The sequence below is a fragment of the Streptomyces sp. NBC_00104 genome, assembly GCF_045160825.1.
Classification (GTDB): domain Bacteria; phylum Actinomycetota; class Actinomycetes; order Streptomycetales; family Streptomycetaceae; genus Streptomyces.
On sequence record NZ_CP108215.1, the window covers coordinates 2309685 to 2330453 of the forward strand.

Sequence of the window (20769 nt, forward strand, 5' to 3'; positions counted from 1 at the left end):
GCGGACGGCGCCGGCATGGAAGGTCAGAGACGGGCCACCACCGCGTACCGCTCGTCCTCGACCCGCTTCCCCCACAGGGGCGTGTCGTCCGACAGCCCCACCACCACCGCGTCGGACACGAGCGGCGCGACCAGCCCGTAGAGCCGGTCGGCGGGTATGCCGACCGGGCTGACCGTGCCCCACACCCCCTCGACCAGCACGAGCCGGCCGCCGGGCCGCAGCAGTCCGCACCAGTGGCGCAGGGCGCGGCCCGGGTCGGACAGGGTCCACAGCACATGGCGGACGAGGATCACGTCGAACCGCTCCTCCCCCACGGGCGGGGCCGCCGCGTCGCCGACGAGGAACACGGCGGAGCGCCCGGCGAGTTTGGCGCGGGCGAGGGCGACCATGGCCGGGGAGGCGTCGACTCCGGTCACCCTGTGCCCCTGCTCGGTCGCGAGGAGTGACAGGCTGCCGGTGCCGCAGCCGAGGTCGAGCACGTCGGAGGCGCCGTGCGGCAGCCAGTCCCGCAGCCGGGCCGCCCAGGCCTCCCGGATGGCGGGTTCCCGCAGGCCATGATCGGGTTCGTCGTCGAAAGAGGGGGCTTCGGCGTCCCAGTCGACGGTCCCCGCAGGGTCATCTGCCGCCGGGTTCTTCGGTGTTCGAAGGGCTCGGGAGGTTTCGCCGTCGTCGATGTTGGTCATGCCGCCAGAGTGACACCTGCCACTGACAGTCCCGATGGTGACAGCCGCCACTGACAGAGCACGAACGATGAGTAACGCTCCCGGAAAAGGTCTACCTCCGTGAAAACGCGGAACCCAGTAGACGCAAGGAGGCAGCCATGCGCCGTACGACCGTGCAGAAGCCCCTGAGGAAGTCCACGTCCCGCCGGGTGCGGGACGAGGCCGACGAGCGCCCCGTCGAGCGCCGGGAAGTGCGAAAGGACATCGCGCGCACCTGGTGGCCGGACGGCTGAGCGCCCACGCCCCAGCCCGCCCGACCACGAGACCCGACCACCCCGACCACCCCGACCACGAGATCAGTCCCGTCAGGCCAGCCTCTTGCGGTAGTGGATCCGGTCGTAGGGCCCGTCCACACGCCGCTCCACGACCTCGTACCCGAACTTCGGGTAGATCTTCTGGTTCTCCCACATGAGCGCGTTCGTGCAGAGCCTGACCTCGGGCAGACCGAGGTCACGCGCCCGCCTGTCCACGAATTCCAGCAGCCGCCGCCCGACGCCCCGACCGTGGGTGTCGGGGTGGACGGCGATGTTGTCGAGGAAGAGATGGTCCTCGTACGCCTCGACGACCACGAGCCCGATCACCGGGTCCCCGGTCACGAAGACCCGCCCCGCGGCCACGTTCGCCGCGTGGTCCGACTCCATGGGCTGCGGCAGCCGTCCGATGCGCTCGATGTAGTGGTGGTAGGCCGCGTCCGTCACGGCCTTCACCGCGGCCACGTCGGCGGGTCCGGCCACCCGGATGCCCTGGTCGCCCTGCTCGCGCGGGGCCTCTGTCATGACCGGGGCCGCGGCAGGGTGCGGTCCAGCAGGTCCAGCAGGGCGGTCCAGTGGCGTTCCGTCGCCTCGGCGTCGTACGCGGAGGTGTCGGACTGCGTGTACCCGTGCGAGGCGCCCGTGTAGACCTCGGTGCGGTGGCGGACGCCCGCCTCGGTGAGTGTCTTGTCGAGCAGGTCGATCTGCTCCCGGGGCAGGGACGGGTCCTCGTCGGCGTGGCCGAGGTACACCTCGCCGGTGATCCGGGCCACGGCCAGGTGCGGGCTGTCCGGGGCGTCGGTCGCCAGGCGTCCGCCGTGGAAGCCGGCCGCGGCGGCGACCCGCTCCGGGAAGGCACCGGCGGTGTGCAGGGCCAGCCGGGCGCCCATGCAGTATCCGGTGATCCCGACGGGCCCGGCGGCGGCGTGCGGGCTGTCGGCCAGCCAACCCAGGTACGCGGCCGCGTCCCGCAGCGCGGGTTCCGGCGTCAGCGTCAGCATGACCGGCAGGATCTGGTCCCATATCTCCGGACGCGCGGCCGGGTCGATGAACTCGGGCAGGTCGAAGACCGGGGTCCGTCCCGACCGGTAGAAGACATTGGGGACGAGGACCGTGTACCCGGCACCGGCCAGCCGGTCGGCCATCGCCCTCAGATGGGGCCGCAGCCCGAACGCGTCCATGTAGAACAGGACCGCCGGATGCGCGGCGTCGTCGTCGGGGCGGACGAGGTAGGCGTCGGCGGTACCGTCCTCGGTGGTGATGTCCACGGATGTTCCGCGTACGGCGGTCATGCGCGCGTTCCCTTCTCTCCAACGGGCACGAAAACGGGTACGAACAGGCCTCAGTGTCACGCACCGAGGTAAGAATCGGATCTTCGCCAGGATCTTGGCAGGGTCTTCGGCGGGCTCTTCCGTGGGCCCTTCCGTGGGCCCTTCCGTGGGCCCTTCCGTGGGCCCTTCGCTGGGCTCTTCGGTGGGCCTGGCGACAGCCCTTCGGCGAGCCCGGCGACGGCCCTTCCGCAGATCCTTGGCGGGCCCTTCAACTGGCTTTCCTCAGCCCTCGGTTAGCCCATCCTTAACGCCACCATAAGGATCCCCCGCGCCCGCCCTCAGCAGGCGATTTCGCGGCTCCTCGGGGCTAACTTGCTGATCGCCCCCGGCGCCCGGAACCCATCCGGTGCCGTCCAGGACCGCTTCGAGGAGTGCCCCGCCATGCCCGCTGTCCGCCGCAAGGCCGCCGCGTTCGCCACCGCCGGTGTCGTCGGTGCCGCCCCGCTCGCCCTGACCGGGTTCGCCGCCGGGCCGGCCCTGGCGCACGGGTCGATGGACGCCCCGGTGAGCCGGGGGGCGCAGTGCTACGCGGAGGGCCCCGAGAGCCCGAGGTCGGCGGCCTGCGGGGCGGCGGTCGCGGCCGGCGGCACGCAGGCGCTGTACGACTGGAACGGCGTACGGATCGGTGACGCGGCCGGTCGGCACCGGGAGCTGATCCCGGACGGCAAGCTGTGCGGCGCGGGCGACGAGGCGTTCAGGGGCCTCGACCTGGCCCGCGCCGACTGGCCGGCGACGAGCGTGCGCGCCGGTTCGTACACCTTCAGGTACCGGGTGACGGCCCCGCACAAGGGCACCTTCGAGGTGTACGTCACCAAGCCCGGTCACGACCCGTCCCGACCGCTCGCCTGGGACGACCTCGACCTCGCGCACCCGGTCGCGACGGCCACCGACCCGGCCGCGTCGGGCGGGTTCTACACGTTCTCCGGCACCCTCCCGCAGCGCTCCGGCAAGCACCTGCTGTACGCGGTCTGGCAGCGCTCGGACAGCCCGGAGGCGTTCTACTCCTGCTCGGACGTCACCTTCGGCGGCACATCGGCCCCGCCGAGCGCGTCCGCGCCCTCCGAGGAGCAGATCGAGGACGGTGCCGACGAGTCGACCGTCGAGCACGGCGGCCACGGTGACGACGACGCGGGCACGACGACGGACCCGACACCGAAGGCGTCCACGAAGGCGTCCACGAAGGCGTCCGCGAAGGCGTCCGCGAAGGCCGCTTCCGGCGACGCGTCACCGACCGCGAAGTCGACGAGCGACGAGGCGGCCGCGGGAGCCGACACCGCCGGCCTCGCGGAACCCGCCGGAGGCAAGGAGGGCCTCGCCGACACCGGCGGTGCCGGCGTGACCCCGTATGTGGCCCTCGGCGGCGCGGCCGTCCTGGCGCTCGGCTCCTCCCTCCTCTTCGCCGCGGCCCGCCGCCGCGCGACGACCGGCGGCCGACACGGCCGCTGACGACTTCCGGGGTCTGTCGGGCGGCTCAGGCCGGACAGGCCCCGGCAGCATGCGTACGCACCACCGGGCGGTCCCGGTGGTGCGTACGCACACGTGTCAGCCGACGACCGAGAGGCAGGTCGTCGGGGTGGCGTGGGCCGGGTCGAGGGCGTTGGCGACCTCGTGGAACGCGACGCGGTCGAGGAGCCCGATCGCCGCGTGCTCGGAGAGGTCGAGCGCGCAGAGGTCCTGGATGACGACGTTGCGTACGTTCGGCCCGTCGAGGAACTGGGACCGGTACGGCGTGACCACCTCGTCGTACTTCGTGGCGAGGACGGTGTACGTGACACCGGGGACGGTGTCGCCGCCCGCGTTGAGCTTGGTCATGAAGGCGGATCCGGCCACCTGGTCGGCGAGGGCCGGGGTGGCGGTGGACAGCAGGTCGCCGGCGCCGGGGAAGTGGTCGAGGAGTTGGGTGAGGCCGTTCAGGGTGGTGCCGTGGTTGGAGGGGGCGATGCCGACGAGGGCGTTCACCTCCGCGGCCCCGCCGAGGAACTTCAGGTAGTAGCGGGGCATCATGCCGCCCTGCGAGTGGCCGACGAGGTCGGCCTCGGCGGCGCCGGTCGCGGCGAGCACCTGGTCGACGAAGGCGTCGAGCTGCTCCGCCGACCTGTCGATGGCTCCGAGGCCGTTGAAGAAGGCGACGCCGGGGAGTTGGCCGTAGTCGAGGGAGTAGACGCAGTAGCCCCGGTTCACGAGGTACGGCGCGAGGCCCAGCCAGTTGTCGACGGAGTTCGCGAACGTTCCGTGGACGAGGACGACGGGGCGGGGGTGGGCGCTGGAGGGTTTGCAGGAGTAGTCGTTCCAGCCACGGCCGGGTGCGGCGGCCGTGTCGGCGGCCTCGGCGGCAGTGGCGGGGACGACGGTCGCCGCGGCGGCCAGGCACAGGGCGGCCAACGGTCTGATCAGGCGCTTCCAGGGCAGCATCGGGTGATCTCCTTGCGGCTCAAGGGACGTGCGACGACGTTCGCCCTGTGATCCGGATCACGAGGATGCTGTGCTTCTTCGCCAAGTTACGGGCGAGTAGCAAAAGTGGGAAGTTACGCGTCAGTAAAAACTTCAAGTGATGGTCGAGGACGCTGACACGTGACGTCGAACCGTCACCAGGCGGGCCTGATGGGACCCCAGGGCGCGATACGCGCCAACTGATCACGCAACACCCGCATTTCACCCTCCCCGCCGAGCGACTCGACCCACCCCGCGACGACCTCGGCCGCCGCCTCCTCCGCCGCCCGGGTGCAGGCCCACCCCCGCTCGGTCAGGACGACCAGGCGAGCGCGGGCATCACCGGGATGCGGCCGCCGCTCGACGTACCCCTTGCGCACGAGTTCGTCGACGAGCTGACTGGCGGCCTGCTTGGTCACCCCGAGATGGACGGCGAGGTCGGTGACCGTCGCACCGTCCGGGGCGAGCCGGGTGAACGCGAAGCCGTACGAGGGCCGCGCCTCGAAGCCACGGGCGGCGACACCCTCGTCGATGCGACGCGCCAGGTCACCGGCGGCGGCGAGCAGGACGGCGGTCAGGGCCAGAGCTTCGGAGTTCTGCACGCGTGCATTGAAACACCCTTGACGAATTGGTCAAGCAGCTTGACCATGTAGGCAACGCAGATGGTCAACCTTCTTGACCATCTCTTCCAGAACCCAGAACCCAGAACCCCAACCTCAGAACCTCAGAAGGCCTAAAGGAGGCCCCATGCCTGTCATCCGCCCTGCCGAAGCCGTCGTCCACGAGATTCACGGCGCCCGCTTCGTTTCGTACGCCACTCCCCGCACCGGCAGCAAGGAACTGGCCGCCTGGCGGGGCGAGATCCCGCCAGGGACCAAGGCACCCGCGCACACCGTCACCAAGGAGGAGATCCTGCATCTGCTCAGCGGCGAGTTGCTGGTCACGCTGGACGGTCGCACCGAGCGCGTCGCCGCGGGTGACACGCTGATCGTCAACTCGGGCGCGACCCTCGCCGTCGAGAACCCGACGACGGAGACCACCGTCACCTGGGTCACCACCTCCCTCGGCCTGGAGGCGGAGCTGGCCGACGGCACGCGGATCGTGCCGCCGTGGGCCAACTGAGCGCCGCGTGAGGGGAGTTACGCGGCCAGCGTCCCCGGCATCACCGCATGCGGGCCGAACTTCGCTCGGGCGCGGTCGGCGACCTCCTCGATGCGGCGCACCTTCTCGTCGACCGGGTCGAAGGCGAGCTGGTGGGAGGCCTGGTCGGCGGGGGTGAGGCCCTCGGCGCGCAGGGCGATCGCGCGGACGCGGGCCCGCTGGAGACCGAGGGCGTCGTACATGCCGTAGGCCACCGCGGTCAGCGCCGGGGAGTGGGCGGTCGGCTCCTTGAGCGTGCGGGTGCGGGTCGTCGAAGAACGGTCGGCGTAGCGGACGGTGAGGGTCAGGGTGCGGCAGACCTTGTCCAGGGCGCGCAGCCGGGAGCCCAGTTCGTCGGTGCCGGCGAGCAGGGCGCGGCGGTGCCGGTCCGGGTTCAACTCGTCACGGGAGAAGGGATGTTCGGCGGCGAGTGAGTGCGCGACGGCGTTCGGTACGACCCGGCCCCGGTCGACGCCGTTCGCCTTCTCGTGCAGTTCGCGGCCGATCCTCGCGCCGACCAGGCGCTGGAGCGTGGACAGGGGCGCGCACGCGACCCCGCCGAGGGTGTCCAGGCCGTACTCGCACAGGGTGCGGGCGGTCGCGGTGCCGACGCCGGGCAGCGCGCCGACGGGCAGTTCGGCGAGGAAGTCCACGACGAGTTCCTCGGGCACCGCGCACGGCGACCCGGGCGCCGCCGCCCCCAGCGCCAGCCGCGCCGTCAGCGGTCCGGGCCCGGCGCCGATCAGGCAGTCGACGCCGTACAGCGCGAGGGCGCGGACCCGGATCAGCCGTGCCAGTTCCTCGGCGTCCCGGCCGAAGTACCGTTCGGCGCCCCGCAGATCGGCCAGCGCCCCGTCCGGCGGCAGCGCCTCCACGACCGGGGTGAAGTCCTCGATCAGACCCAGGAGACCGGGCAGAGCGGCCTCGTACTTCGGCGGCAGCTGGAAACGTACGCAGAGGATGGTCATCCCGCACTCCCTGGACTCTGGTGCCACAACTTCCGTACCTGAGAAGGACCTTGTGAGGGCTCTCCGCCCGCGGGCCGCAGATCGGCCCATGGATGCATCTCGTAGCCGGTGGACATACGGATCCGGCGGCCGGTGTCACCGCGTCGGCCGCCGTCGGAAGCGCCGTCGGTGTCACCGCGTCGCCCGCCCTCGGAAGCGCCGTCGGTGTCGCCACGCCCGCCGTCCGGGCCGCCCCCGGTGTCCGCGGGCTCCGCCAGCCGGGGCGCCACCGCGTCGAGGCCGCCCTCGCGCCGCAGCTCCACCAGCTCGGCGAGGTTCCAGGCGGCCGCGCCCACCACGCTGAGGCTGCGCGGGCCACGCCGCTGCACCACTCCGCGCACCAGCAGCAGCCAGGAGTGGAAGACGGTGTGGGCGCACGCGTCGTGGGAGTCGTCGAAGAAGGCGAGGTCGACCAGGCCGGTGCCGTCGTCGAGGGTGGTGAAGACGACCCGCTTGCCCGAGCGGATGGGCGGGGTCTGGGTCGCCGCCTTGGCACCCGCGACCAGCACCGTCTCCCCGTGCCGCGCCTCGCGCAGCCGCCGCGCCGACACCACGCCCAACTCGTCGAGGAACTCCCGGTGGTCGTCCATCAGATTGCGCGAGACGTCCATCGACAGCACGCCCAGCTCGGCGCTGAGCCGCTCGGCCGAGGACAGGTCCGGCAGTCCGGCCGGCTCGGTGCGCCGTCCACCCGCCAACGGCAGCTGGCCACTGCCCGCGCCCCGGCCGCCCCGGTGCAGCTCGGTCAAGTGCAGTTGCAGATCACGCCGGTTGGCCCCGAAGGAGTCCAACGCCCCCACCTGGGCCAGCCGCCCGGCCAGCGGACGGCTCGGCCGTGCCCGCTCCCAGAAGTCCAGCAGTGAGGCGTACGGCTGCCCGTCCGCGATCCGCGCCGCCTCGGCCTCGCTGATGCCGTGCACATCACAGAGGGCGAGCCGGATCCCCCACACCTTCGCCTCTCCCGACCCGTCCTCACCACTCCTTGATTCAGACACCAGTTCGATACAGTGGGCGACCGCCGACCGGTTCACGTCCAACGGCAGGATCGGCACCCCCCGCCGCCGCGCGTCCGCCAGCAGCAGCCGCTTCGGGTACATCCCGGGGTCGTGCGTGAGCAGCCCGGCGTAGAACGCGGCCGGATGATGCGTCTTCAGCCACGCCGACTGGTACGTCGGCACCGCGAAGGCCACCGCGTGCGCCTTGCAGAAGCCGTACGACCCGAAGGCCTCGACGATCTCCCAGGTCCGCGCGATCGTCTCGGCGTCGTACCCCTTCGCGGCCGCGTGCTGGGCGAACCAGATCCGGATCCGCCCCTGCGACTCGAGGTCGGAGAGTCCGCGCCGCACCCGGTCCGCCTCGTCCCGGCCGCAGCCGGTCATGAGGTGCACGATGTCGATGACCTGCTCGTGGAAGACGACCACGCCGTACGTCTCCCGCAGCGGCTCCGCCAGATCGTCGTGCGGGTAACGGACCGGCGCCCGCCCGTGCCGGGCCGCGATGAACGGACGCACCATGTCGGCGGCCACCGGACCGGGCCGGAAGAGGGAGATGTCCACCACCAGGTCGTGGAAGGTGGCCGGCCGGAGCCGCCCCACCAGATCCCGCTGCCCCGGCGACTCGATCTGGAAGCAGCCCAACGTCTCGGTGGAACGGATGAGTTCATACGTCGCCGGGTCACCCTCGCCCCGCTCGAAGTCGAGCGCGTCCAGGTCGACCCGCTCCCCCGTCGCCCGCGCGACCTCTGCCACCGCGTGCGCCATCGCCGACTGCATCCGCACGCCCATTTTCGCCGCAGTCCCCGTGTCCACTCCACATCGTGTCGCGATTACGGGCGAACGGCCACGTGGCGAGCGTACCGGTCGGCCGCCTCTCGATGTCGCGATTCCACTTGAGGAGAGGAGCGCGACTGTGACTGAGATCACATGACCGCATGGCGACCAGTCGCCGCGGCAAAGCGGTCGGGATGCAGGCCTGGCCCGCTGCGGGGCAGCGCTGTGCTTTCGACCCGCATGGAGCTCACATCAGTGCGGCGACGCGTGCCAGGTCGCGTCGCCCCAGAGCCACAACTGCCCTCAACATCCCCCCGTGACGACCACGAGGAGGGTGAACGACGCAATGCGGCTGGTCAGTCAGCTGGGATCTGACGATGAGCGCAGCGCTGTGGTGCCATCGTTCGTGACCGCAGCGGTTTCGTGGCGGCGGCGGTCGTAGAACCACTTGGGTACCGGCGGGCCGTCCCTCCGCAGGAGGTAGGTGGCGTCCTGAAGGCGTCGGCATTCTTCGGCTGGGATGTCTGCCGGCCTGGCCTGGTACGTGGTCCATACGTCGTGAATGTCGTCCTCGACTTGTCGACGCTTGGTGGACTGCTGCCAGTGCTCGCGGGCGAGTTCGATGGTGTCGAGAAGCGCGGCGGCGCTGGGCAGGAAGAGCGCTACGAGGAAGGTGAGCAGCGTCATGTCACGTACCAGGGCGAACATGATGATCGCGACAGCCCAACTACCGCCACCGATCGCCAGGAAGGCGCCATAAGCATGGTGATCCCGACGGCTCCAGACTGCGCTTTGCCGCTGACACAGAAGGACGTCGCCGGGCCAAGGGGTGTCACCCAAGTCGATGCTGTACCAGTCGAGATAGGGGCCGTGCTCACGGATGTGACGAGCAGCCGAGGAGACATCGTCAGGGACGGGCTGTCGGCCGACGAGGGCTTGGTTCCAATTCAGGTGGAAGAGCTTGGTGTCGTACAGCTCCTGGATGTTGGCGGCCCTCAGGGTGGCGCTTCCCTCCATGCCTTTGAGTACGGTCTTCCCGAGTACCAGCCAGGCGGCGGCGATCGCCCCGCGGGTGCTCGCCCCCGCCGGGAGGAACACCGCAAGGAGCGGCGCCGTCAGGGCCAGAAGGACGTTGCCCCACGTCCTGATGCGGCGCCACCACATCGCTGTCTTGTACAGGTGGGAGTAGGCCAGCAGTCTGTTGAGGTGTTCTGGCTGATCTTGGCGTTCCTTGATCCGGGCGGAGGCACCCGGTTGCACAGGAGACTGTTGGCCGACGGTCATGACTTGGTGAAGAGCGGGCCGAAGAGAAACTGCCACTGCGCCAGCGCGTCGCCGGTACGTCTCGCACGTTCGAGCCGAAGTGCCTCGGTGCACGCAGCCTCTGCGGCTCGCAGGGCCGTCTGGGCGGCCTGGAGCTTCTCGGGTTGGCCGTCGAAGATGTCGGAGACGTCCGGGCCCAAGTGGGCCGGGTCCGGCCACCGCTCCGCGACGGCGTTGACGGCAGTGGCGAAGAACTGTCGCAGCTCCCGTGGGTAGGGCCCGACCCACTCGCCCTTGACGAGTTCCAGGGCCATGACCTCGATGAGGAATGACGCTTCGATGGGGTGGCCGTGGTGCCGATTCCAGGTCTTGATCATCTTCACGAGGGGCTTCCACCGCTCGGAGAAGTCCTTGTTCGCCTGGACCGCAAGATCTTCGTGGACCTTTGGGTTGGTGGGGATCCACTTGGCGAGTACGTCGTCGGGGATCAGGTAGTGGTCGTCCTCGGTGAAGGCGGGCACGACGTCGAAGGAAACCACGTCGCCCGTGAGGTCGTCGACCAGTTTCACGCCGAAGTCGACGCGCACGGCACGCCGGTCACAACAGACGCGGTCCTCGCCGTAGATCGGCGCCAGGATCGCGCGTACGTCCTCGAGGACCTGGTGCGGATGCTTGTCGAGGTAAGTCCTGTCGTCGAGCACGGCCATGATGTCGACATCGGCCAGCGGCTTGGTCTTGGTGGCCCGCCGGTAGGCACCGGTAAGGAACGTGTCGGCGATGTCGAGGGTGCTGTCGTCGAGGTGCTCGCGCATCCTCTGTTGACGCTTGCTGGCCTGCACCGACTCGGTCGGTGTGATCTCCAGATTGCCGCTGAAGTTCTCGAAAGCCTCACTGACGCTGATCATGATCCCGTCCGGGTGTAGTAGGAGAGCCCGGCACCGAGGCTGCCGCCGCCGATGGCGGTGCCGACGTCGTGGCGGGTGAATCCGGCGGTGGAGCGCAGGCTGGTCGTGGACCATCCGGCGACGTCCGGACGGCCGGGCTCGTTGTCGGCGACAATGCGGTAGTCGCAGAGGGACGGGAAGGCTCCGGCTTTGCGGACGGTGTAGTAGACGGTGTCCGGGTCGAGCCACAATTCGCCGTCGGCGTCCGGGTAGTAGCCGTAGTTGATGGTGAAGTCGAAGCGCCCGACGAGATCGTCGCCGTGACGTCGGCTCGGGTCATGGATCTCCAGCACGAGGGACCGCAGGTGCCTGGAGGTGAGCCAGACCTCGACACCGTTCTCCAGAGTCGGCCACTGGTTGGTCATCTTGGCGGGGTCGAGCCCGCTCTCCTTGATAATCTGACGCAGGCTCCTGATGAGGCCGGTCGACACGTGAGTGACAGCGTGCGCATGAGTGTTGACGTGGACGGCGGTGCTCACAGCAGCTCCAACTCGTCGGTGTTGATGACGATCCGGGCGGAACCGGCGCGGGCCTTGGTCTCGTCAGATACGTCGTCGTCGAGGGCGCGGACACTGATCTGCGAGTTTCCGGCGAGGGCCGCGCGCAGCTCGTCCAGGTCGTCCTCGGCGCAGGGCAAAGACAGACGCCAGCCCGGCTGATCCAGCGGGCGGGACATCAAGGGCGTCTCGTCCCCTGCGGCGTCGACAGCGTCACCGCCGTGGGCCGTACGGATTCTGATACGCGGGCCTTCGGCGGGGAGAACCACGATGGCAGCACTGTTCGTGTACTCCTCAGCAATGATCACCGACGCCGGTCCGGTGACCTCGAGCAGAGCGGTACGGGCCGATCCGGCACTCGGGGCGAGCAGGTCGACGATCGCCTGCCAGGTCTGGGAGGAGGTCCGATGGGGCACCGAGGCGACGCGGCGCGCGATGACACTCATACGGTCCCCCGAGCGTGCTCGATGGCACCCAGGAGATCCTGAACGGTGACGCGGTTCGGGTCGCCCTGGGTCTCCGGCCTGTAGGCGCACGCAGCGGCGACGGCCTTGCGCAGGCGCCGGCCGTCCAAGCCCTCGGCCTGCTCAGCGGCCGCGTCAAGGGCATCGGCGGCGGCCAGTGACTGGGCTCCGGGGAACGCGTGGGCAACGGCCATGACGGTGTGCTCCAGGATCCAGCGCCGAGCACTGCGGTCGGGAAGCGGCACCTGGATGACGTTGTCCGCGCGGGAGGCGAGAGCCGGGTCGATCGCGTCGGGGAAGTTGCTGGTGGCGAGGACGAATACGTCGGTGTGCCGACGTGCGAGCCGGTCGAGTCCGACAAGGGCCGCGTCCACTGCGCGGTGTACGTCGATGGGGTTGGCGTCCATGGACAGGGCCGCGCGATCGGTGAGGAGCGTCTCGACCTCGTCGACCAGCACCACCAGGGGGCCGGCGAACGCCAACTCCTCGATGACGGTGCCGAACAGGGCCTCCACGCTGCGCTGGCTTCGGCCGAGTGAGGCGCTGGCCAGAGCATGCGGGTCAACTTCGATGAACAACCAGGGGGTGGAGGAGCCGAGAGTGCGGGCGATCTTGTCTGCGAGTCCCCGGGCGACGGTGGTCTTGCCGACCCCCGGTGCACCCGTGAGCAGCGTGATGCCGTGCAAGGGCACGGCGTCGAAGGGAACGGCTTTGCGCAGTCGAATGCTGGCCACCGCGCCTCGGAGCATCCGCTCCTTCATGTCAGTGGGCAGTGCGATGCTCGACCAGGCCTCCCGGAACTCCTGGTCCGGCAGCAGGCGGGCATCCGCGATCCCCTGGGTCGACTCATCGGGCAGGGAGCGGGGCAAGGCGTGCAGTCGTGCGGTTTCGCTCATCAGGCGGTCCCTTCCGGATCCACGCGGCAAGGCGAACAGAAGTGCACAGCGGTGCTGGGGGTCCGGAATGCAGCCAGAGAGACCAGCATTGACTCACACTGTACGACGTGTACCGGCAGAGGTACAACTGACTTAGGAGGCACGTTGCGGAGGGGTGGAATGATCACGCCCAGGTGATCGTCCTAGAGTCACCACGCTACGGTGCGCTGGAAGACGCCCGGCGGAAGGAGGTGGCAGGCATGGACGAACCGATCGACGTCGAGGCCCTGCAGACGCTTGTACAGCAGCACCGCGCTCAGCAGGGGCTGAGCCTGCGGGCGGCAGCGGAGCAGGCCGATGTACCGTTCAACACCCTGGCCAGGGTGGAAAAGGGTCACTTGCCGGACCTCGCCAACTTCACCCGGATCGTCGACTGGCTGGGGCTCCCTCCGGAGCGCTTCTTCCAGCCCACACGGCTCCGCACGGAGAGCACCCCGGACGTCATCGCCTATCACTTGTCACGCGACCCCAACCTCACCGACGCCGCAGCCGAGAAGATCGCCGGACTGGTCAAGGAGCTGTACGGCAGTCTGGCGGCTCGCGAGACCGAGGTGAAGGTGCATCTGCGGGCGGCCTCTACTTTCACGCCCCAGGCCAGCCGTGTGCTCGCCGACCTTCTCGGCACCATGCAGAGCAAGCTGGTGGCCTCGGAAGCGGGCCGCTCGCCCCAGGAAGGGGGCTAGGAAGTGCGACGAGGGTTCAAGTCAGAAGCGGAACGGCTGGCGGACCGCGTGCGCACACAGCTCGGCCTGCGTTCCGATGTCCCCCCGGACATTCGTCAGCTGGCTGAACACCTGCGCGTCGAGGTTGTCGACGCGCAGGAACTGGTCGGCATGGACAGTCTTCGAGAGCTCGAGGCACTGCAGCCCGGCGCGTTCTCTGCGGCCACCTTCCACCTGCCGGGTGGACGCACCGTGGCCGTCTACAACCCTTGCAACGAGCCTGCGCGCACCAAGAGCGACATCGCCCATGAACTGGCTCATGTCTTGCTCGGCCACGAGGTTCGCGAACTGCAGCAGATCGGAGGGCACGCGTTCTTCACATGCGACCCAGAACAAGAGGAGGAAGCCAACTGGCTGGCCGGCTGCCTGCTGCTCCCCCGTCAGCTTCTGCTCCGCCACGCGTACGCCGGAGCAGACGCTGCGACCCTCGCAGCCGCAGCCGGCGTCAGCGTTCCCATGGCCCGCTTCCGCCTGAACACCAGCGGCGTCCTGCTCCAGGCCCGCCGTGGTCGGACAGCCGGTGGCCGCGGACGGTCTTGACCGGCCCTGAAGCGAGAGTGCGTCCTACCCACACGGCACTCTGGCCGCCGCCACAACGAGCGCCTTCCACGCGTTCGTGATCGTCGTCGGCATGCTCAAGGGAGGGACCGGCAAGACCACCTCCGCCTGGTTCATCGCCCTCTACAACGCCGTCGTACTGGGCCTGCCCACCCGGCTGCTGGATGCCGATGCAACCAGCCAGTCCGCCTACGACTGGTCCAAGGTCGCCCAGGCCGAGGGCTTCGAGATCCCCGAGAGCCTGATCGTCGAGCGGTACCCGTTCGATGACATCGCCGAGTACATCCGTACCAGGCGCGCCGAGTTCGACGCGATCGTGGTCGACGCCGGCGGCGGCAGCGCAAAGCTGTTCCACGAGGCTGTTACCGAGGCGAACCTGCTGCTCGTGCCGGTCGCCCCCACCAAGATCGAACGCCGCAAGCTCGTGGCCACCTTCGACGAGGCCGAGCATGCTGCCGCCCGCAACGAGCGCGACGTCACGCCCACGTCGTGATGGTGAAGGCCGACGACCGCACCAGCCTGCCCCGCACGGCCAAGGACAAGCTGCTCGATCCCGCCGAGGGTGAGGGCATCGGCCCGGACCGCGACGAGCCGTTCCCCCTCGCCAAGACCGTCAACCACTCCTGGGTGGACTACATGCAGGCGTTCGGCGAGATCCCGACCGAGCTGAGCGAGTACGCCGAGCTGATGAAGGAGCTGACGGCATGACCGAGCGTATGAAGCCGCCGGCCCGCGCACCGGTCGCACGCTGGGCGGGGCCAGGAGGCGGCCCCGCCGCCTCCTCCTCCGGCCGCTGAGCCCCCTGGCCAGCGCTCAGCCGAAAACGGATGCGCGATCCGTTCGGGTGTGGCGCGACAAGATGGGCGAACTGGCCGACGAACTCAGAGCCTCGGGCGTCTTCCGCTCTTCGCGTGAGCCCGCTCGACGCATCCACCCTCCCCACCCGGCGACCGAACTGCTCCCCACGTCAAGAGGTCGACGCATGCCGCCGTCACCGACCAACAGTCTGAGAAACTTGCGCGGGAGATCTACGAGAGGATGTCGAGTCCCCCCTCGAATGTAGGCAGCACGAGGGGGCGGGTTGCGAACGGGGGATCAGGGATGCGCCGTCAAGCCCTGGTGGTAGGCATCGAAGGCCTTGCCGGAGGCTCTGCTGACGAGTCGCCACCGAAGTGGCGGCCGCTCGTGTACGCGGAGCCGTACGCGCAACAGTTGCGCGAGGTGTTGGGCAAGCAGTACGCCTACCTCATCTTGGAGCCCGATCCGGACCCCGCCTCCACCGCGGCCGCGCTCGGTGACGCGCTGACGAAAGCCGTCACCGGCAACGCAGACTTCTCAGTCATCCACCTGCTTGCGCATGGGGAACCCATGCGGAACGGCCATGGCCTCCATGCCGTCGGAGGAGATGGTCAGCCCACTGAGACGCTGGCGCGCTGGATCAACATGGCCGAGAACCGACAGAGAGACGGTGATGCAGAGCCAGCCGTACTTCTGATACTCGATCTCTGCCATTCGGGCACGGTGGCGACCCAACACCTTGTGTCACTGGACCGCCCGGAACTCCGGCGCGTATGGGTGTTGGCCGCCTGTCACTCTGACGAGTCCGCATACAACGGCCGTCTCAGCCTCGCGGTCGCCGAAGTCCTCCGCGGCTTCGCCTCCGGAGACCTGAAGCTCGACGAATCGCGAAGGTACATCCCGATCGAGTACTTCTGCCGCGAGGTGGTTCGCAGCGTCGAGGAGCAGAGCGCGGGCTCCTACCCACAGACAGTCATGCCTCCATTCGCCGCAGTCGGCGCTGACCTGTCACACCTCCGCTTCTTTCCCAACCCACGCTATGAGCCGACGAGCCTCCGCAGCCGCACCGGCGTCAATCCCGCGGTGTTCACGCTCCTGGACGAGGTGGCCGACTCGCACCACTTCGTCGTCCGTGCTCAGGGCGCCAACAGCGCTTTCGAGGACAGCAGCTTGCCGACCTTCACAGGTCGCAGCGACGAACTCCGGGATCTCTCGACGTGGTTGGACGGTAAAGGATCACATCTTCGCGTCGTCACGGGAGTACCAGGGGTCGGCAAGTCCGCGCTGGTCGGCGTCCTCGTCTGCGCCGCGCATCCTCAACTCCGCGAAGCCACGGAGCAGGTCTGGAAACCATCCTCCGGCGATCTGCCGGAGGCAGCGGAGGGGCTGGCCGTCGTACATGCGCGGCGGCGAACCCTCGAGGAGATCCTTTCCTCCCTCGCGGCCCAGTGGAACCTGGATGAACCCGCCCATGGAAAGGCGTGGAGCACTGACCAGCTGGTGGCCGCGCTGCGCACGAAGGCCGAACCGCCTTTTCTGATCATGGATGCAGTGGACGAGGCCGAGCACCCGTCCGATCTCGTCAGCGCACTGTTGCTGCCCTTGGCTTCAACCCAACGAGCGGGCATGAAGCCGCTATGCAGGATGCTGATCGCAACCCGTCGCGAAGAGGGACTTCGGCACCTGCTCGAAGCCGCCGACGCACTCGGCGGATTGATCAATCTCGACGACGTTCCCGTCGATCGGCTGCGAAGGGATTTGGTGAACTTCGTCAGCCACGTGCTGCGGCCCATGGACAGCGGTGCATCGGCATGGTGTTCACTGTCGGCGGCCGAAAGCCTGGGCCGGGCGATGGCCGACACCCTTCTGAGCGGAACCCGAGAGTGGGGTGAGTTCCTCGTCGCCGGGCTCTACCTGCGCCTCCTTCAAGACCAGAAGATCCCACCGTCCACCAACACAGAGGCCGAGGCCCTGGGCAAGGACGTACCCCGTACTCTCGGTGCCATCCTCGACCTCCACCTGGAGTTCCTCGCACAGCCTGGGCTACGCGAGCTCCTGGCTGCGCTGGCGTGGGCCGAGGGGTCGGGTATGCCGGAGAAGCTACTCTCCCACGTCGCAGGCATCAGGCCGGGAATGCGTCACGAAGGGCCTTCAGACTGCTCAGAACTCCTGCAAGCCGCACGCTTCTATATACGCCGAAACGTCGATCGCGACGGCACACCGCTCTATCGCCTCTTTCACCAAGGACTCGCCGACGAACTGCGTGACCGACCCGTCCTGAACGCGGCCACAGTTTGGGAACGACTTCTCGCGACGGTGCGAACAGGCCGCACAGGCAATGGGCGTTGGGCGACAGCCGAGCTGTACCTGTTGCGCCATGCCGCCCGCCACGGTGCGTTGGCCAGCAAGCTCGGCGAGTTGCTCGAGGACGCCGAGTTCCTGGTCTTCGCGGATCCAGCTCCTTTGGCGGACGAGCTCTACCACAGTGAACCGCACCATCTCGGCGCGGTCTATCTGACGTCGTACGGCACCCATCACGACTGGACGCCCGATCAGCGACGCGACGTCCTCGCCATCGACGCGGCACGACACCAGCAGTGGCATCTGGCCGCCGAGTTGTCGAGAGAGACACCCTGGAGCATTCGCTGGACGGCCGGCCGCGCACTGCATCCCGGCCTGCTGGCGACGCTCACCGGCCATAAAGGTGCGGTCTCCGATCTCACGACTCTGATGATCCGCGGGCGCCCTCACGCCCTGACAGCCGGACGAGACGGCACGGCACGGCTGTGGGATCTGGATTCGGTAGAGACGACACATGTACTGAGCGACCACGATTCCCCTGTGAACTGTGCCGTCGCCGGAGACGTAGACGACATGTTCATCGCCGTAACGGGGTGCGACGACGGCGTCCTGCGAGGATGGGACTTGACGACAGGGCGCTGTCTCTGGAAGAGGGAAGCGCACCAAGGGCCCGTTCGGTCCATTGTGATGGTGCCCTACGAAGGGGTTTCCGCGGTCGCCAGCGCCGGCCGGGACAAAGTGATCCGGTACTGGGAGTCCTCGACCGGGAAGCCGCTGTCGATCACACGGCTTCAGTCGTCCCCTCCCGTCTACGGCGAGGTCTGGCAGCTCTCGCTCGTGACCATCCCTGACTTCGGTGCCTGTGTCGTCGTCTGCTACGACGAGTGGCTCACGGTCCTCACCGTGCAGGGCCAAGAGTTGGGCGATGAAGACCTCCCGTTCGACTGGCCGGCACGACCGACCTGTATACGCTATTTCGAGCTCGCCGGTCTCGAAGTGTTCTCGGGTGACGCCGACGGCACCGTGTGGATCGGCTGGCAAATTCTGGACGAGGGAGGGCACGCGGATGCCGTGACCGATCTCGCCTCGGTGGTCCTGGCGAATTCCGCCTACATCGTCAGCGCGAGCAAGGACGGGACTGCGCGACTACTCGAAACGGCACCTCCTTGGCGCAGGCGCCAGGTCGCCAGTCACACCACGAAGATCAATCGCATCGCAGTCGTCCAGGACTCAGGCCATGCTCGGCTCCTGACGGCAAGCGCCGGCGGTACCGTCCGGATCTGGGACATGACGGCAGATGCAGTTCAGCAACAGCATGCCGGACACACCCACACGATCACCGCCTTGTTGGCGCTGCCCGGCGCCCGATTGGTGTCATGCAGTGCCGACGGGACGTTGATCCAGTGGAACACCAAAACAGGCGAAACGAGAAAAACGACCCTCCTCTTCGAGACCGATGGCCACGTTCTGAACGACGCAGCCACCGGCATCGCGGTCCTGGAGGACGGGGAGCGCCTGCGAATCGTCGCCTCATGCGCCAATGAGGGCTTCGCGCTGTGGGACACGAGCGTGACGCAGGAAACCCTCAAGGACCGGATTGACGGCTCCCTTTCCGGTACCGAGGCGGTCCTCTCGGTCACGATCGACGGTATCCCACACATCGCATGCACGGGCGCCGGCATTGAGCTTTTCAGCACCGACCGCGTGAACTACCTGGCCGGCTTGCCTGACAACGAGGTGGAGGACCCTTCAAGGGTGCCTGCAGAAGAACGCACCATCGGATTGCCCAGCGGCGCCATCTGCCTCGCAGCCTCGGCCACTCACATCTTCGCCGGGTACGACTCTGGATCCATCTGGTCGGCACCGCTACAGAAAGCGACAGATCGACGGGAGTTGGTCCGACACAGCTCGGCCGTATACGCCATGGCCACGGTCGATCTCGACGGACAATTGCACGTCATCAGTGGCGATGGCGTTGGCGGACTCCGGCTTACGGCTTTCGGCACCTCCTCGCAGATCGATCTCGTCGGACACACACGAGCGGTCCTCGCCGTCACACCGGTCACGCTCCATGGAAGACCTCACGCTCTCACCGGCGGCCTGGACCGTTCCATGCGTCTCTGGGACCTGACGGCCGGCAGACAACTCGACGCCTTCTGGTTCCCGGCCGGCGTGGTCGCCATCACCGTGGCCGAAGACGGCACCGTATTCGTCGGAGTGGGCCCGGACATCATCAGCCTGACCCCCGATCCCCAGCGCCTCCCCCTTCGCCCCTACACAGCCCCCGACCAAGGAGCCACAATCAGATGACCGCCATCGTGGCAGTACACGGCGTAGGCCACCACGCCCCCGGCCACTCCCCAGAAGAGATCGTTAGCGCCCGCTCGGCCACCTGGGCCAAGGAAGTCGCCACCGGACTCGGCACCTCCCCCGACCGGATTCCTCTCACCTACGCCTACTACGCCCACCACCTCCACCGGAGCAGGCCGGTGGCGCAAGGTACGGACGGCCTGGAGCAACTTGAGCGCGAACACCCGGAAGCGATCCAGGAGATCGCCCGGTGGGCGGAGTCATTGGACGAGTCCTTGGACCTCGGGCTGCCATCGGTGACGGCTCAGGGGCGTCTGGCCGTCCCGCTGCGACAGCTCGTCTCCGTGATCGCCGAGCGGCTCAGCCTCGACGGTCGGCTGACGCGAGCCTTCATCGCCCTGTTCTTCCGCGACGTCGCCCTCTACCTCGGAGACCACGAAAATCCTGCCCGCATAGCAGCCCGCGAGGAGGTCGCCGCAACCATCGCCTCGACGGGTGCCCGTGTGGTGATCGCCCACTCGCTCGGCAGCGTCGTCACCTACGAGGCCCTCCACGCCCACCCGGAACTCGAAGTTGAACTGCTCCTGACCCTCGGCTCACCGCTCGCACTCCCCCACGGCGTGTTCGACCGGCTGTCGCCGGTCCCCGTCGACCACACCGGGCAAGGCCCGGCAGGCGTACGCCGCTGGGTCAACCTGTGCGATCACGGCGACATCGTCGCCATCCCTCGGCCCCTCAAGCAGCGCTTTCCCACCGTAGATCTCGACCTGACGGACAGCATCGCCCCGTTCGACTTCCACAGCGCGGCTCCCTATCTGCGCTCCGCCGCGGTGGCTGCGACCCTCGCTCCGATTCTGGGGACGACGCGCTGACGGCCCGTCTCACCTGCGTGACGCCGTCGACGGCCTCGGCGAGAGTTCGGCTCCACCGAGCTGCGGACGGCATTCGGCGGATGAAGGCTCATGGAACGGCGACTCGACCGGCGGAACTGTTGAGGGCCGACCGCGCTTCGACGCCCCGTTGAACGGGACGACTTGAGGACATCCACGAAGCAGGGACTTCGTCATGGTCACGGCGGGCCGAGGCAAGGCCGTAGCGGTCCACCCGCCGCTGCGTGTTCAACTCCCTTGGCGGCGCCTGAGCTGGCACATCACCTCTGCCCGAGGTCTTGGTTCTCATCACCTTTGTCGGTCGCGTCGTCTAGATTCATATGCAGTCGGGACAAACGGCGTTACACACGTCCGACCGGCATGCGGCGTCAACGTGGGGGCTGGGATTGCAAGACTGGGATAGAGCAGGGTCACGGGATGTCAGCGTCGTCGTCGAA

At 68.5% G+C, this 20769-nt stretch carries 20 protein-coding genes and 1 pseudogene; 9 read left to right on the top strand and 12 right to left on the bottom strand.

From position 1 onward, the window contains the following. Positions 1-23 precede the first annotated feature (23 nt). A complete protein-coding gene (locus OG272_RS10035) occupies positions 24-683 on the bottom strand; it encodes a class I SAM-dependent methyltransferase (protein WP_327730422.1) in 660 nt (219 codons plus the stop codon). A gap of 137 nt (positions 684-820) precedes the next feature. On the opposite strand from OG272_RS10035, the gene OG272_RS10040 reads away from it, so the two are divergent. After that, positions 821-955 carry a hypothetical protein gene (locus tag OG272_RS10040; protein ID WP_086751667.1) on the top strand — a complete coding sequence of 45 codons (135 nt, stop codon included), beginning with the start codon at positions 821-823 and terminating at the stop codon, positions 953-955. 72 nt (positions 956-1027) lie between these two features. Here the strand turns inward: OG272_RS10040 and OG272_RS10045 are convergent, their stop codons facing one another. After that, positions 1028-1498, bottom strand: coding sequence for a GNAT family N-acetyltransferase (locus tag OG272_RS10045; RefSeq protein WP_326583859.1), 471 nt, complete (start codon positions 1496-1498; stop codon positions 1028-1030). Then, on the bottom strand, positions 1495-2265 hold the full coding sequence (locus tag OG272_RS10050; protein ID WP_405893099.1) for a dienelactone hydrolase family protein: 771 nt from the start codon (positions 2263-2265) through the stop codon (positions 1495-1497). Before OG272_RS10050 ends, OG272_RS10045 begins: the two co-directional genes overlap by 4 nt. 420 nt (positions 2266-2685) lie before the next feature. Between OG272_RS10050 and OG272_RS10055 the strand changes: the two genes are divergently transcribed. Continuing rightward, positions 2686-3750, top strand: coding sequence for a lytic polysaccharide monooxygenase (locus tag OG272_RS10055; RefSeq protein WP_405893100.1), 1065 nt, complete (start codon positions 2686-2688; stop codon positions 3748-3750). A gap of 96 nt (positions 3751-3846) precedes the next feature. Here OG272_RS10055 and OG272_RS10060 read toward each other — a convergent pair whose 3' ends face one another. Together OG272_RS10060 and OG272_RS10065 are read right to left on the bottom strand one after the other, a co-directional pair. Further along, positions 3847-4716: an alpha/beta fold hydrolase gene (locus tag OG272_RS10060; protein WP_326583856.1), complete on the bottom strand. Its 870-nt coding sequence runs from the start codon at positions 4714-4716 to the stop codon at positions 3847-3849. A gap of 173 nt (positions 4717-4889) precedes the next feature. Continuing rightward, a complete protein-coding gene (locus OG272_RS10065) occupies positions 4890-5336 on the bottom strand; it encodes a MarR family transcriptional regulator (RefSeq protein WP_326583855.1) in 447 nt (148 codons plus the stop codon). 145 nt (positions 5337-5481) lie between these two features. On the opposite strand from OG272_RS10065, the gene OG272_RS10070 reads away from it, so the two are divergent. Beyond that, positions 5482-5856, top strand: a complete 375-nt coding sequence (locus OG272_RS10070) for a cupin domain-containing protein (protein WP_326583854.1) — start codon at positions 5482-5484, stop codon at positions 5854-5856. A gap of 17 nt (positions 5857-5873) precedes the next feature. Here the strand turns inward: OG272_RS10070 and OG272_RS10075 are convergent, their stop codons facing one another. From OG272_RS10075 to OG272_RS10105, 7 genes and pseudogenes are all read right to left on the bottom strand, one after another. Beyond that, positions 5874-6842 carry a DNA polymerase thumb domain-containing protein gene (locus OG272_RS10075; protein WP_327730418.1) on the bottom strand — a complete coding sequence of 323 codons (969 nt, stop codon included), beginning with the start codon at positions 6840-6842 and terminating at the stop codon, positions 5874-5876. After that, positions 6839-8665 (bottom strand): annotated as a pseudogene (locus tag OG272_RS10080) (OB-fold nucleic acid binding domain-containing protein); the annotation flags it as partial. The gene OG272_RS10075 and the pseudogene OG272_RS10080, both read right to left, overlap by 4 nt. Before the next feature lie 345 nt (positions 8666-9010). Further along, positions 9011-9934 (bottom strand): S-4TM family putative pore-forming effector, encoded by a 924-nt coding sequence (locus OG272_RS10085; protein WP_405893101.1) that lies wholly within the window; start codon positions 9932-9934, stop codon positions 9011-9013. Continuing rightward, entirely contained in the window at positions 9931-10818 is an 888-nt protein-coding gene (locus OG272_RS10090) for a CBASS oligonucleotide cyclase (RefSeq protein ID WP_405893102.1), read from the bottom strand. The genes OG272_RS10085 and OG272_RS10090 overlap by 4 nt, the downstream gene beginning before the upstream one ends. Next, positions 10815-11336, bottom strand: a complete 522-nt coding sequence (locus OG272_RS10095; RefSeq protein ID WP_405893103.1) for an HORMA domain containing protein — start codon at positions 11334-11336, stop codon at positions 10815-10817. The genes OG272_RS10090 and OG272_RS10095 overlap by 4 nt, the downstream gene beginning before the upstream one ends. After that, the gene (locus tag OG272_RS10100) at positions 11333-11800 is read right to left on the bottom strand and encodes a hypothetical protein (protein WP_405893104.1); all 468 of its coding nucleotides are present in this window, start codon (positions 11798-11800) and stop codon (positions 11333-11335) included. The genes OG272_RS10095 and OG272_RS10100 overlap by 4 nt, the downstream gene beginning before the upstream one ends. Further along, a complete protein-coding gene (locus OG272_RS10105; protein ID WP_095749560.1) occupies positions 11797-12714 on the bottom strand; it encodes an AAA family ATPase in 918 nt (305 codons plus the stop codon). Before OG272_RS10105 ends, OG272_RS10100 begins: the two co-directional genes overlap by 4 nt. 239 nt (positions 12715-12953) lie before the next feature. On the opposite strand from OG272_RS10105, the gene OG272_RS10110 reads away from it, so the two are divergent. The 6 genes from OG272_RS10110 to OG272_RS10135 all read left to right on the top strand — a co-directional run bounded on the left by OG272_RS10110 (position 12954) and on the right by OG272_RS10135 (position 20314). Further along, positions 12954-13436, top strand: a complete 483-nt coding sequence (locus OG272_RS10110; RefSeq protein WP_405893105.1) for a helix-turn-helix domain-containing protein — start codon at positions 12954-12956, stop codon at positions 13434-13436. 150 nt (positions 13437-13586) lie between these two features. Then, positions 13587-14015, top strand: coding sequence for an ImmA/IrrE family metallo-endopeptidase (locus OG272_RS10115; protein ID WP_405896004.1), 429 nt, complete (start codon positions 13587-13589; stop codon positions 14013-14015). 91 nt (positions 14016-14106) lie between these two features. Beyond that, positions 14107-14526, top strand: a complete 420-nt coding sequence (locus OG272_RS10120; protein WP_405893106.1) for a hypothetical protein — start codon at positions 14107-14109, stop codon at positions 14524-14526. Beyond that, positions 14523-14741 carry a hypothetical protein gene (locus OG272_RS10125; protein WP_405893108.1) on the top strand — a complete coding sequence of 73 codons (219 nt, stop codon included), beginning with the start codon at positions 14523-14525 and terminating at the stop codon, positions 14739-14741. Before OG272_RS10120 ends, OG272_RS10125 begins: the two co-directional genes overlap by 4 nt. 393 nt (positions 14742-15134) lie before the next feature. Further along, entirely contained in the window at positions 15135-19442 is a 4308-nt protein-coding gene (locus tag OG272_RS10130; RefSeq protein ID WP_405893109.1) for a hypothetical protein, read from the top strand. Next, positions 19439-20314 carry a serine peptidase gene (locus OG272_RS10135; protein WP_405893110.1) on the top strand — a complete coding sequence of 292 codons (876 nt, stop codon included), beginning with the start codon at positions 19439-19441 and terminating at the stop codon, positions 20312-20314. Before OG272_RS10130 ends, OG272_RS10135 begins: the two co-directional genes overlap by 4 nt. The last annotated feature ends 455 nt before the right edge of the window (positions 20315-20769 follow it).